We start from the raw sequence: 13,416 nt of genomic DNA on the forward strand, positions 1-13,416 counted from the left end.
ACTCCGTATATCAGTCAGGCCAATAATAGGCAGAGTTTTACATTGAACCCGAAGGGGTGTCTGACTATAATGGCGCGCTTCCATTTTCCCGCTCGGGAGCCCCCGCGATGCTGCGTATCAGCCAAGAAGCTTTGACCTTCGACGACATTCTCCTAGTGCCCGGTTATTCCGAGGTGCTTCCTAACGAAGTCAGTCTGAAAACCCGCCTTACCCGTGGCATCGAGCTGAACATTCCTCTGGTTTCTGCCGCCATGGACACCGTGACTGAAGCCCGTCTGGCAATTGCCATGGCTCAGGAAGGTGGCATCGGCATTATCCACAAGAACATGACCATCGAGCAGCAAGCTGCCGAAGTGCGCAAGGTCAAGAAGTTCGAAGCCGGTGTTGTCAAGGATCCGATCACCATCGAAGCCGATGCTACCGTGCGTGATCTGTTCGAACTGACCCGCATGCACAACATTTCCGGCGTTCCGGTGCTGCACGATGGCGACCTGGTCGGCATCGTCACTTCCCGTGACGTACGCTTCGAAAACCGTCTGGACGCCACTGTCCGTGAAGTCATGACGCCGAAAGAGCGTCTGGTCACGATCAAGGAAGGCGCCAGCAAGAACGAAGCCCGTGAACTGCTGCACAAGCACCGCATCGAGCGCGTGCTGATCGTCGACGACAAATTCGCCCTCAAAGGCATGATGACCGTCAACGACATCGAAAAAGCCAAGGCTTACCCGCTGGCCAGCAAGGACGATCAAGGTCGTCTGCGCGTTGGCGCTGCAGTCGGTACCGGTAAAGACACCGGTGACCGCGTTGCCGCTCTGGTCAATGCCGGTGTGGACGTGGTGGTGGTCGACACCGCACACGGTCACTCCAAAGGCGTGATCGACCGCGTTCGCTGGGTCAAACAGAATTTCCCTGATGTGCAGGTGATCGGCGGCAACATCGCCACCGGCGCCGCTGCCAAGGCTCTGGCCGAAGCAGGCGCTGACGCAGTCAAGGTCGGTATCGGCCCTGGCTCGATCTGCACCACGCGCATCGTCGCCGGTGTCGGCGTTCCGCAAATCAGTGCCATCGCCAACGTTGCCGCTGCCCTTGAAGGCACTGGCGTTCCGTTGATCGCCGACGGCGGCATCCGTTTCTCCGGTGACCTGTCCAAGGCCATCGTGGCCGGTGCGTCCTGCGTGATGATGGGCTCGATGTTCGCCGGTACTGAAGAAGCGCCGGGCGAGATCGAACTGTTCCAGGGTCGTTCGTACAAGGCTTATCGCGGCATGGGCTCGCTGGGCGCCATGTCCCAGGCTCAAGGCTCTTCCGACCGTTACTTCCAGGACTCCTCGGCAGGCGCCGAGAAACTCGTTCCGGAAGGCATCGAAGGCCGTGTTCCTTACAAAGGCACCCTGAGCGCGATCATCCATCAACTGATGGGCGGCCTGCGTTCCTCGATGGGCTACACCGGCAGCGCCGACATCGAAGAAATGCGTACCAAGCCTGAGTTCGTGCGGATCACCGGCGCCGGTATGGCCGAATCCCACGTTCACGACGTGCAGATCACCAAGGAAGCGCCAAACTACCGCGTAGGTTGAGGCTTCAAGCAAACTGTTTAGCAACCGGGGCTGTTTTATTCAGCCCCGAGTTGTTTCTGAATCAAGACTGTTTCTGAATTACTTAGACGAGACTGAATCATGGCCCTCGACATTCACGCTCACCGCATCCTGATCCTCGACTTCGGTTCCCAGTACACCCAACTGATCGCCCGCCGCGTGCGTGAGATCGGCGTGTATTGCGAACTGCACCCGTTCGACATGGATGACGAAGCGATTCGCGAATTCGCGCCAAAAGGCGTCATCCTCGCCGGCGGTCCCGAGTCCGTGCACGTCGCCGACAGCCCGCGCTGCCCGCAAGCCGTGTTTGACCTGGGCGTGCCGGTCTTCGGTATCTGCTACGGCATGCAGACCATGGCTGAACAGCTGGGTGGCAAGGTCGAAGGTTCCGAGCTGCGTGAGTTCGGTTACGCCCGTGTTGATGTAGTCGGCAAGAGCCGCCTGCTCGACGGCATCGAAGACCACATCGACGCTGACGGCCTGTTCGGCCTCGACGTATGGATGAGCCACGGTGACAAGGTCACCAAAATGCCGGAAGACTTCCACATCCTGGCCAGCACCCCGAGCTGCCCGATTGCCGGTATGTTCAACGACAATCTCGGCTACTACGGCGTGCAGTTCCACCCGGAAGTGACCCACACCAAGCAAGGCGGCCGCATCCTCTCGCGCTTCATCCTCGACATCTGCGGTTGCGAAGCACTGTGGACACCGTCGAAGATCGCTGAAGACGCGATTGCCAACATCCGCGCCCAGGTCGGCACCGACAACGTTCTGCTCGGCTTGTCCGGCGGCGTTGACTCCTCGGTAGTTGCCGCGCTGCTGCACAAGGCCATCGGCGACCAACTGACTTGCGTCTTCGTCGACAACGGTCTGCTGCGTCTGCACGAAGGCGAGCAAGTGATGGCCATGTTCGCCGAGAACATGGGCGTCAAGGTGATCCGCGCCAACGCCGAAGATCAGTTCCTGAACAACCTGGCTGGCGAAAGCGATCCAGAGAAGAAGCGCAAGATCATCGGTCGTACCTTCATCGACGTATTCGATGCCCAGTCCAACAAACTGGACAACATCAAGTACCTCGCTCAGGGCACCATCTACCCGGACGTGATCGAGTCGGCTGGCGCGAAAAGCGGCAAGGCTCACGTGATTAAGTCGCACCACAACGTGGGCGGCCTGCCGGAAGAGATGAACCTGAAACTGGTCGAGCCACTGCGCGAACTGTTCAAGGACGAAGTCCGTCGTCTGGGTCTGGAACTGGGCCTGCCGTACGACATGGTCTACCGTCACCCGTTCCCGGGCCCGGGCCTGGGCGTGCGCATCCTCGGTGAAGTGAAGAAGGAATACGCCGACCTGCTGCGTCGTGCCGACCACATCTTCATCGAAGAACTGCGCAAAGCCGACTGGTACCACAAAGTCAGCCAGGCCTTCGTGGTGTTCCAGCCAGTGAAATCGGTTGGCGTGGTAGGCGATGGCCGTCGTTACGCCTGGGTCGTAGCCCTGCGTGCCGTAGAAACCATCGACTTCATGACCGCGCGTTGGGCTCACCTGCCTTACGAACTGCTGGAAACTGTTTCCGGCCGCATCATCAATGAAATCGAAGGAATTTCGCGCGTTACTTACGACGTGTCGAGCAAGCCGCCTGCGACGATTGAGTGGGAGTGATCCTGCGTCCGGCACTGATTAGAGTGCAGCGCTAGATTCGCAGGAGCGCAGGAAGGGATTTAGAAAATGCCAGTCAGTTATTCTGACTGGCATTTTTTTTGGGTGGAAAGTTACGAAGCAAAAGCTGCCGTTTCAATGAGCGGAAGAGGCTGGCGTAGTTATTAGAGGAACTGTGATCGAATCACATCCGTATCGAACGGTGTTATCCCTTGATCAGGCGAAAACACAGTGTCTGCCTGCTGCGGCGAAGCCACTCGTTCCCCCCGTGCGCGTACATGTAAATCGAACAGAGTCTCCAGGTCCGGCCGCGGTGTATGCACCAAAGCCCGCAGCATCAACGATATCCCGCTGAGGTTGTTCTGGACGTTGTTCCAGCGCGGGGCTGAAGTCAGCCCCAGATCGGCCCAGATCACGCGTCGCTCCTGCAAGTCCATCACGAATGGTAGACAGATACTTGTGTCGGATGCGATATCAATGCGGTCGAACACGGATCGTGGCTCGAATACTTCACCTGATGCTGCGTCGGCGCGGGCCATCCAGCCAGCGAAGCATTCTGGAAGATCGCAGTACGGCTGCTCGGTGTATGAGTTGATAGACGTGACGACGTAACGGATACCCTTCTTGACGAGGACATCAAGGTCGAGGTCGATGAACTCCGAAGCTCCGTCGGGCGCGTCGACGATGTCGCCGCTGTGGTAGCCGCCGTAACCCTGCAGGTTGTAGTACGCGACCGTTTCCTTGAATACGAAGTTGGCGTCGAAAAATGCGGCAGACAAGTCAATGTCCGTGCGTCCACTACCATTCTTCCACCACAGAAACAGGCGAATGAAACGTGTGTCAGGCATCGGCAACTGACTGCCTCGCACCAGTGTACGTAGCGACTTCGATGCGGCACGCTGCGCCAGTGGCACACGATATTCGCGTAATGCCGGATCGATGAAACAGCGGCCTAACGGCGGCAGTGACGCAAAACGCTTTACGAGAGAGTTCTCACAGATACGGGCCGCACGCGCCAACACTTCGGGTGTAAGAGGTTCGCGTTGATCCTTGATGCCATAGACTTTGGCGAACGCACCTTTCGGTGTGAAGGCCCGCAGGGGCAGGGGGCGCGGGGCACGTAACTGAGCCAGCAATTGCAGCAGGACAGGCGAGGACACTTGTGTTGCAACTGCTTCGAACGCATCAAGGACCGACTCTGGTTCCGTCGCGCGGCGCAGGGTCGCGTCCAACCGTCGTGCGAACTCGCCAGGGCGACTCTCTAGTACGGACGTAAGCTTGGCGATGTCACGCTGGGCAAACAATGTTTCGACACGTGAACCAAATGAGCCCGTCGGTTCGTTGCGACGCGCTGCCGTGATGGCGGCTAGAGCTCGGGGGTACTTATCTGCATAGTCGCCCGGATGCAGTACTTCAGCCAGGCGTTTCCAGCGCTCAGCATGTCGCATCACGTCTTCTATAGCGTTGGGTATGTGGTCGAGCAGGCACAACAGCAGACGGCGTATCGAGCGTTTCATCGCGGTGAAACGTGTCGAAGCTGTCGCCAGTGACACATCACCTCCATTCAGCGCGACCGCCAGTCGTAGCACGTCAGTCGCCGTTTCGACGTTTCGCTCCAGAAATGCGTTCACCCGTGCATCGCTGGCTACACGCAGGATAAGTGCGCCGCCAAGCTGTGCACGGATCTCGCGGAACGGGATGGCCTCAGGCAGCAGACGGAACACATCGCTTTTGTACTCTCGGACAAACCAGGCGACATCGACAGCCTCCTCTTCGGAGAGCGAAGTACGCGATGAAACCAGCGGCTCGAGCAGTGACTCGAATTCAGAGACGCTTCCCGGTTCGATAACACGCGATATGAAGTTGCCTTCAAGCATCGCAGGTCGGGAATGCTCTGTCGGTGGCAACCGCCAAAGCGTGAGGTAGTGAATGACGGCGTTAAGGTATAACTCCGCCTCTGATGCCGTCAGAACTTGCTCTGGAAAGTCAGGATAAAACGGCCGGTAGTGCACGTGAGCGCCAGTCTGCCGCCGAAGCACTCCGATAATGTCGCGCAGCCAGTGCTTGAGTTCTGCCGTCGATAACATGCCGATTCGCTCAATCAGAGGCTCTGATAGTACGCATCGGAACGCAGCGACTTCCCGGACAGCCGACGCGACCTGAGCGAGCGTGGCACCGCCAGTGCCCATCGGGACGTGAACTTTGCTGCGGCGACGCAGGAACAGCTCCTGATTCATGCTTGATTTTCTCCCTTGGTCGCCGTCTTGGACGAGCTGCAGTATCGTTTCTACAGCCGAAATAAAAACGCCTGCAAAAAGCAGGCGGGGGTGTGGAGAGCGAAACCCCTAGGTCATAGGAGGTTTAGAAGGAAGGTGTTCCATAGCCACGGAAGAATTCTACGGGAAGCTTTCCGTGTTTGTCAGGTTATGGCTTATCTCAACGGTAACAAGCTACTTCAGCAGAATACCGCACGTTGGGCTCCCCCGGCATTACAGCGGTTTCGACCAGCCGGCCATGCTCAGTCCCATGTCGTCGAGTCCTTGCAGCAGTGCTTTGATGCTGCCGTAGCGTTTGCCACTCACCGAAGGCCAGTTCGGCCGTTCGATGAAGTAACGGCTTCCATCGTTCTCGATAATGGTTCGCACCAGATCCTTGTTGCGGCTGCGATGAACCAGAAACAGCATCGAGGGTTGTTGCTTCAGCGAGTACATGCCGTATCGAGGCAGCAAGGTTTCGAATTCGGCCATGGTGTGTGCTGTCCAGGGCGTTTCCATTTGCAGGAGCAGATCACCTCTGACCAGCGCGGAACGATCCAGTGCGGTGCGGCCCAAAGGCAGGATTTCCCCCGGATCGACCTTGATGCCAAGGGAGTTGCCTTCGGCGACATCCTCGACACGAATGCCGATGGCTTCTTCCAGTTCGCTGACTCCGGCGACGCCTTCAAAGGTGTTGGAATGGGAGTTGCCCATCAACGCCACCCACTTGTGCGCGCCCCTTGCCGCTTGGTCGGCGCGGATGACCGACCGGGCAAAGTAGTTCATCATTTTTTGCCGTGCGACCTCATCAACAGCACGTGCCTGCCCGGAAATGATGTCCATGCCACTGAGGCGGTAGCTCGCCATGCAGTCGATGGCTTGTATGTGGATGCCCTGTTTTCTTGCTTCTTTGACCAATTCCAGAAAGGTGTAGCGTCCCAACGGATCGGTCATGTTTCCTTGATCGAGCGCGTTGAGATATGTCTCAAGCTCTTGGGGCATGACGCCGGTCTGGAAAAAACTGTCCAGTGCGGCCTGATGGAAATCGGTCAGCAGATGTTCCATGTACAGGGTCTTCACCTGTTTGCCCGCCAGCAATCCCATGTTTTCGATCAACCACTGTTTACTGCCGATGCTCGAATGACTCTCGCCGATGACCAGACCGCGCGCATGTTCGAGAATTTTATCGATGATTTCTTCAGCGCTTGCATCCGCTGCCAGAGCCGGAACGGGAGGGCGGCCGGGCAATTGCAGCGTGGCAAAAAATTTCACCGCGTCGTGGTAGAGGCGTTTTCTGATCAGCTTGAAATCCCGATGAGCGTCGAATTCATTGAGGCTGTCGTAGACATCGCGCAAGGCATCATCGTTGACCCCGGCGGCGCTTTCTTTCAGGTCGGATTTCAGTTGAGCCGGTACATCGTAATCGGACGCGGGCAATGCAACCACGCGTGCCGACACGGCAGGTTTACCACCGCCCTTGAGTCCGCCGCGTGGCATGGTTTCCCATTCGCCATCGATGTTAAGGCGCACGGGAATTGAATGGCTGAAGCTGTCGGGACGTTCGGGGTCGATGACGGCCCAGTTGCCAGCGCCGTTGATGTCCGATTCATAACGCACGTAGTAGGCGGTGTCGTCGAGCATGATGGCGGTGGCCGGGTTCGAGTCCAGCAGGTAGATGCCCTGCAATTTTCCAGGTTCATTAACCGGGGCCAAGCCCTCCAGCAGCTCGTTTGCCTGCCAGTTGTGGGGTATTTCCGGATGCACAACTTCTTCAATTGGGGGCACGGCTTCGATTAATCGTGTGATGACTGGCGGCGATTCCTCACCCTTCATGTTCTGTTCTGGCTGCGTCTGTTCGGCCGTTGGAGCGGGGCTTTTTACCCGGTTGGCCTCTATCACTTCGGCCATCTCGACCGCTTCGGCGGCATCGACTTCGGGACCGATCTCCGGCAGTGTTCCCGGACCCTTGAGGACCAGCAGATTGAACAGCATGTCGATACCGTTGAGTACCGCGCCGATGATCCCGGCCTTGCGCGCTTCGGCAGTTGTGCCATTGACGGCCTGATCAATGTTCAAACCCATGCCGGCAATGCTCGCACCGATCACCGGCAGCGCAATGGGCCAGCCGATCACCGCCATCGGGCCGAACACTTTCACCCCGGCGCTGATGTAGCCAATCCAGAGTTTCTTGCGTAACTCACCGTTGGACGTCAATGACAGCGCAGCCTCCGCGAACATCGCAGCCTTGGTCGATTCGCTCAACCAGGTGAAGGCGTCACCGCTGATCGGTCTATCTTGCTGATTGATCATGGAGTGATCGTAGCGACCCCACGATGCGACCAGGCGATTCATCAGGTCAGTCAGGTTTTCGCTGATCTGTTGTCGGTCAGCCAAGGAAAAATGGGCCAGAAATTCGGTCCGGGCTGGCCCCTTGTTCATTCGCTGCAAAACCCAGAAGTGCATGTCCGTGGCGGTGTCCAGTACCTGAAATGCGTTGTCCTCACCGGGCAGATAAATGATCTGGCGCCCTTCGGGTGTGACAAATCGCAAAACGTTGATTGCCACGTAACCAGCGATGTCCAGCGTGCGGACAATCGACGTGCATGGGTGCGAGGCTTGTAACAGTTTCAGGTTGACCGGCCAGTCGATCGCTCCGATGACGGCGTTGCTGACGAGCTGAAAATCCTCATCGCTCAACTGATGCTTGTCCCGGGCCTGCACGGCTTTGATCAGGAAATTGCACTTGGCAAGGGTGCGGAAATCATCACCACTGCTGTCCCAGAATGTCGTCAGTTGCTCGTTGTACAGCGAGCTGAAATCGCTGCTCCAGAAGTCTTTGAGTACATCGCTGCCATGCAGGCGCACTTCGTTGCTCTCGTCGAACCTGCGGGCGTTGGGACCCACCGTGTAGAAGCCGGCGTATACATCAAGCAGATCGGCGTTGTCCTGGTCGGCAACGCGAAAGCGATGGGTGACAAGTTGTGTCAGGGTCATGCTGGACGTCGGAGTGGCATGCACGTGCTCCCATCCTGTGAAGGCCTTCGAGCTGCTTTGCGAGGCGTCGAAACGATGGAAATAGACCTGATCCGGATCGAGACCGGTTATGCGGTATTTATTCAGCAGATCATTGGCGACCTGCCGAGCTGCATCCTGCAGGCTCGGGCAGGTCTGGATGACAGTAGAAGCGATTGCCTTGAGCGCGGTCTTGTCAGCGTCATTGGGCAGTGGGCGTAGCGAATTCATGCACTCTCAATCCTTGAGAAACGGGCAGGTAGATTGGCCGGTTTTTTCACCAAGGGTGCACTACATAGTTATGGCACGGCGCAGGGTGAAATGCTGTATCACGCGAGCCAGACTGCGGCCATCCGCCGCTCCGCCCTTACTGTTTCGCAATTGCAGGTGTATCGTATTCGCCTTTTGCGGGCCTTGGTCCGCCGCTGAAACGTGAGGTAGTTGAGTTCATGTCCTTTACCCGTCGCCAAATCCTCGGTGGCCTGGCCGGTCTTGTTGTCGTTGGTTTCGGCGCGGGTGGCGCGTCGCGTTACTGGCTGGGCAAGATGGCGGATGCCGAGGCTGGGCATGACTACGAACTGATCGCCGCTCCACTGGACGTCGAGCTGGTGCCGGGGCACAAGACCGAAGCCTGGGCGTTCGGACCGTCAGCGCCTGGCACCGAGTTGCGCGTGCGTCAGGGGGAGTGGCTGCGGGTGCGCTTCATCAACCACTTGCCGGTGGCGACCACCATTCACTGGCACGGCATTCGCCTGCCACTGGAAATGGACGGCGTGCCTTACGTCTCGCAATTGCCGGTGCTGCCGGGTGAATACTTCGATTACAAGTTCCGCGTGCCGGACGCCGGCAGCTACTGGTATCACCCGCACGTCAGCAGCAGCGAAGAACTCGGGCGCGGGCTGGTCGGGCCGTTGATCATCGAAGAGCGCGAGCCTACCGGTTTCAAGTACGAAAAGACCCTGAGCCTGAAGAACTGGCACATCGATGATGAAGGCAATTTCGTCGAATTCAGCATCCCGCGTGAAGCCGCGCGCGGTGGTACGGCGGGGCGTCTGTCGACCATTAATGGCGTGCCTTCGCCGGTCATCGAATTGCCGGCCGGGCAGATCACTCGGGTGCGTTTGCTCAACCTCGACAACACGCTGACCTATCGCATCAATATCCCAGGCGTCGAAGCGCAGATCTACGCGCTGGACGGCAACCCGGTCGAGCCACGGCCGCTGGGCAAGGAATACTGGTTGGGCCCGGGCATGCGCATTTGCCTGGCGATCAAAGCACCGGCGGCGGGTGAAGAATTATCGCTGCGCAACGGCCCGGTGCGTCTGGGCACGCTGCGTTCCGTGACCAATACCGACGCGCCGACAGACTGGCCGAAAGCCCTGCCGGCCAACCCGGTGGCCGAGCCGGATCTGGCGAATGCCGAAAAACTCAACTTCAATTTCGAATGGGTCGGTTCGGTGTCGGTGAATATCGATAACGGTAAACCGCCGAGCCTGTGGCAGATCAACGGCAAGGCCTGGGATATCACCGACAAGACCTGCGCCGACCGGCCGATTGCCAGTTTGAAGTTGGGTCAGAGCTATATTTTCGAACTGAAGAACATGACTCAGTACCAGCATCCGATCCATCTGCACGGCATGAGCTTCAAGGTGATTGCGTCGAATCGGCACAAGATCATTCCGTACTTCACCGACACTTATCTGCTGGGCAAGAACGAGCGTGCGCAAGTGGCGCTGGTGGCGGATAACCCGGGGGTATGGATGTTCCATTGCCATGTGATCGACCACATGGAAACCGGCCTGATGGCCGCCATCGAGGTGAAGTGATGCGCCAGATTCGCCCGGCGGCGATCATCGACCGCAGCCGAGATCAACACTTCATGCGTGAAGCGCTGACCCTTGCAGCACAAGGTGCAGCGCTTGGCGAAGTGCCGGTGGGTGCGGTGCTGGTGCAGGACGGTGAGATCATCGGTCGCGGCTTCAACTGCCCGATCACCGGCAGCGATCCGAGCGCCCATGCGGAGATGGTCGCGATCCGCGCTGCGGCGCAAGCACTGAGCAATTATCGACTACCGGGCAGCACGCTCTATGTGACGCTTGAACCGTGCAGCATGTGCGCCGGGCTGATCGTACATTCGCGAGTTGCTCGGGTTGTTTATGGCGCGTTGGAACCCAAGGCCGGGATTGTGCAGAGTCAGGGGCAGTTTTTTACCCAGGGCTTTTTGAATCACCGGGTGTTGTATGAAGGCGGGGTGTTGGCTGAGGAGTGCGGGGCGGTGTTGACCGAGTTTTTCAGAGCGCGGCGCGCAAAACCAACAATCTAGATAACAACAGCAAACCCTGTGGGAGCTGGCTTGCCAGCGATAGCGATGATTCAGTCGACATCAATGTTTGATGTGCTGACGCTTTCGCTGGCAAGCCAGCTCCCACAGGTTTTTGCAGTGTTTGTGAGATCCGGTTATTTACGAGCGACGATCACCGCACGCATCGGTGCCGGCAGGCCTTCGATGGTTTTGCTGTGATCTTCAGGGTCGAGGAAGTCGCTCAGCGACTGATACTTCATCCACTCGGTGCCGCGCTGTTCTTCGACTGTCGTAGTGCTCACGTCAACGCAGCGCACATCGGTGAATCCGGCTCGGCGCAGCCACAACTCCAGCGCCGGCACTGACGGCAGGAACCACACGTTGCGCATCTGCGCGTAACGATCTTCCGGTACTAAAACCTGTTGCTGATCGCCTTCGATCACCAGCGTTTCCAGCACCAGTTCACCGCCCTTGACCAGGCAATCTTTCAGCGCCAGCAAATGCTCGATTGGCGAGCGGCGATGGTAGAACACGCCCATCGAAAACACCGTGTCGAAGCCTTCGAGATTCGGCGGCAGATCTTCGAACGGGAACGGCAGATGCCAGGCATTCGGCTCGGACAGGTAACGCTGCACAGCTTGGAACTGGCAGAAGAACAGCCAGTTCGGATCAACGCCGATCACGCTGTTAGCACCGGCGCCAAGCATGCGCCACATGTAATAGCCGTTACCGCAACCGACATCAAGGATGCGTTTGCCTTTCAGATCCAGATGCGGCGCAACCCGCGACCACTTCCAGTCCGAGCGCCACTCTGTGTCGACGTGCACGCCGAACAGGTCGAACGGGCCTTTGCGCCACGGCGAAAGGCCCATCAGCGCGGTGCGCATTTGTGCACGGGTTTCATCGTCGCAATCGGTGTCGAGTTTCAGGCCGTTGAGCAAATCGACTTCGCTCGGCTGAATCTTCGGCAACGCGTCGAGCGCACTCTGCCAGCGCTCCAGATCGCCGTGGCCCTTCTCCATTTTCTTGTCGAGCTGGGCTTGCAGGGTGTTGGCCCATTCGGCCAGCGGGGTGCCGGCCAGACGGCGGGCGAGGGGGGACAGATCAATCATGGCAAGGCAATCAACGAGGCAAAGTTAAGACACTGGAACCACGGCACGACTTTCGAGAACCCGGCGGCCAACAGGCGTTCGCGGTGTTCTTCGAGGCTGTCGGGCTTCATGACGTTTTCGATGGCGCTGCGCTTCTGGGCGATTTCCAGTTCGCTGTAGCCGTTGGCGCGCTTGAACGCGACATGCAGATCGGTGAGCAGCTCGTGCTCTTCAGCATCGTTGAAGCGCAGCTTCTCGGACAGAATCAGCGCGCCGCCCGGCAGCAGCGATTGGCGAATACGCGAGAGCAACGCAGTGCGCTGATCCGGGGCGATAAATTGCAGGGTGAAGTTCAGCGCCACCACCGAGGCCGGTTTGAAGTCGAGAGCCAGAATATCGCCTTCGATCACTTCGACCGGCAACAACTCCTGGAACATCGAATCCTGACCATTGAGGTATTCACGGCAGCGTTCGACCATCGCCGCCGAGTTATCCACAGCGATAACGCGGCAACCGTCGGTGCGCACATGACGGCGCAGTGCCTGGGTCACCGCACCGAGTGAGGCACCGAGGTCGTAGAGCACGCTATTCGGCTGAGCGAACTGAGCAGCGAGCACGCCGAGGTTTTCGACAATGGTCGGGTAACCCGGCACCGAGCGCTTGATCATGTCCGGGAACACCCGCACCACGTCTTCGTTAAAGGCGAAGTCAGGCACCTGGGCCAAAGGCTGGGCGAAAATGCGATCGGGTTCTTTGCTCACGACGGTACCGGCGGTGTAGATGGAAAGTCCGGCATTTTAGCCAAAGTGGCGCGGGGATGCTTGGGTTGTCCGACGTGGCGAGGGGATAAATCCCCTCACCACACGGTTCAGGGTTGTTTCTGGGAGAACGCGGAGGCGGTGATGCCCCATTGCCCGAGCCAGTAGCTGAGGATGATGATGTACGGCGCGGCGGAAAACGGCGAAACAAAACGGTTGATACCGATCACGCTGTCGGAGAACACAAACGCCACTGCACCCGCCGCCGCCAGCCATGCCGAACGCTGCGGCACGCCGCTGCCGAGCCGGGCCAGCGCACGCCAGAGCATCGCGCTGATGGCCAAGCCGTAAACAATCACCGGGATCAGCAATGGGCCCAAGCCGTTGGAAATCAGAATCCCCAGCAGTACCGCGCCTACCCCGAGCGCCAGCACCAGAGGCAACACGGCCAGGCGTTTGCAATCGCTGAGGTAAGCCTTGAGGTACGCCAGATGCGCCACAAGAAACGCGCCGAGGCCGAACACGAACAGATCGCCCGGCCACGCCAGTAGCACATCACCGAGTAAGGAGAAAATCAGACCGAGGCTGATCCAGCGGCGATACTCGCTCGGTGGCGCGTCATGCAGCCAGCCGAGCAGGGCCAGCACCGGCAACGGTTTGACCAGCAGGCAGAGCAGCGCTGCGTGTGTGCTCAGGCCGTAAAGAAACGTCACCGCACCCATCAGCGCCAGAATCAGCCAGCCCACG

9 protein-coding genes are annotated in these 13,416 nt (G+C 58.6%); 4 read left to right on the top strand and 5 right to left on the bottom strand.

Translation table 11 applies throughout. From position 1 onward, the window contains the following. The first annotated feature begins 107 nt into the window (after positions 1-107). Both guaB and guaA read left to right on the top strand, forming a co-directional pair. A complete protein-coding gene (gene guaB / locus ACTWLJ_RS12785; RefSeq protein WP_445181054.1) occupies positions 108-1,577 on the top strand; it encodes an IMP dehydrogenase in 1,470 nt (489 codons plus the stop codon). 99 nt (positions 1,578-1,676) lie between these two features. Then, on the top strand, positions 1,677-3,254 hold the full coding sequence (guaA, locus tag ACTWLJ_RS12790; protein ID WP_445181055.1) for a glutamine-hydrolyzing GMP synthase: 1,578 nt from the start codon (positions 1,677-1,679) through the stop codon (positions 3,252-3,254). A 161-nt stretch (positions 3,255-3,415) separates the two neighbouring features. On the opposite strand, the gene ACTWLJ_RS12795 is transcribed toward guaA, so the two are convergent. Then, positions 3,416-5,488, bottom strand: coding sequence for a TerD family protein (locus ACTWLJ_RS12795; protein WP_445181056.1), 2,073 nt, complete (start codon positions 5,486-5,488; stop codon positions 3,416-3,418). 252 nt (positions 5,489-5,740) lie between these two features. Continuing rightward, entirely contained in the window at positions 5,741-8,749 is a 3,009-nt protein-coding gene (locus ACTWLJ_RS12800; protein WP_445181057.1) for a membrane-targeted effector domain-containing toxin, read from the bottom strand. Positions 8,750-8,967: 218 nt separating this feature from the next. Here ACTWLJ_RS12800 and ACTWLJ_RS12805 point away from each other — a divergent pair, with 218 nt between their 5' ends. Continuing rightward, positions 8,968-10,344 (top strand): multicopper oxidase family protein, encoded by a 1,377-nt coding sequence (locus ACTWLJ_RS12805; RefSeq protein ID WP_445181058.1) that lies wholly within the window; start codon positions 8,968-8,970, stop codon positions 10,342-10,344. Next, complete coding sequence (gene tadA / locus ACTWLJ_RS12810) at positions 10,344-10,841, top strand: tRNA adenosine(34) deaminase TadA (protein ID WP_401214910.1); 498 nt, start codon at positions 10,344-10,346, stop codon at positions 10,839-10,841. Before ACTWLJ_RS12805 ends, tadA begins: the two co-directional genes overlap by 1 nt. Before the next feature lie 134 nt (positions 10,842-10,975). Here tadA and cmoB read toward each other — a convergent pair whose 3' ends face one another. The 3 genes from cmoB to ACTWLJ_RS12825 all read right to left on the bottom strand — a co-directional run bounded on the left by cmoB (position 10,976) and on the right by ACTWLJ_RS12825 (position 13,415). Continuing rightward, entirely contained in the window at positions 10,976-11,932 is a 957-nt protein-coding gene (gene cmoB, locus ACTWLJ_RS12815) for a tRNA 5-methoxyuridine(34)/uridine 5-oxyacetic acid(34) synthase CmoB (protein ID WP_445181059.1), read from the bottom strand. Continuing rightward, entirely contained in the window at positions 11,929-12,672 is a 744-nt protein-coding gene (gene cmoA / locus ACTWLJ_RS12820; protein ID WP_445181060.1) for a carboxy-S-adenosyl-L-methionine synthase CmoA, read from the bottom strand. The genes cmoB and cmoA overlap by 4 nt, the downstream gene beginning before the upstream one ends. 107 nt (positions 12,673-12,779) lie before the next feature. Then, positions 12,780-13,415: a lysoplasmalogenase gene (locus ACTWLJ_RS12825; RefSeq protein ID WP_445181061.1), complete on the bottom strand. Its 636-nt coding sequence runs from the start codon at positions 13,413-13,415 to the stop codon at positions 12,780-12,782. Position 13,416 lies beyond the last annotated feature (1 nt).

The organism is Pseudomonas sp. McL0111 (assembly GCF_052567255.1).

What these genes read in the sequence shown, in the direction of transcription:
- ACTWLJ_RS12800 (WP_445181057.1), bottom strand. Translation starts at nt 8,749, where the DNA reads ATGAATTCGCTACGCCCACTGCCCAATGACGCTGACAAGACCGCGCTC.
- guaA (WP_445181055.1), top strand. Translation starts at nt 1,677, where the DNA reads ATGGCCCTCGACATTCACGCTCACCGCATCCTGATCCTCGACTTCGGT.
- tadA (WP_401214910.1), top strand. Translation starts at nt 10,344, where the DNA reads ATGCGCCAGATTCGCCCGGCGGCGATCATCGACCGCAGCCGAGATCAA.
- cmoB (WP_445181059.1), bottom strand. Translation starts at nt 11,932, where the DNA reads ATGATTGATCTGTCCCCCCTCGCCCGCCGTCTGGCCGGCACCCCGCTG.
- guaB (WP_445181054.1), top strand. Translation starts at nt 108, where the DNA reads ATGCTGCGTATCAGCCAAGAAGCTTTGACCTTCGACGACATTCTCCTA.
- ACTWLJ_RS12805 (WP_445181058.1), top strand. Translation starts at nt 8,968, where the DNA reads ATGTCCTTTACCCGTCGCCAAATCCTCGGTGGCCTGGCCGGTCTTGTT.
- ACTWLJ_RS12795 (WP_445181056.1), bottom strand. Translation starts at nt 5,488, where the DNA reads ATGAATCAGGAGCTGTTCCTGCGTCGCCGCAGCAAAGTTCACGTCCCG.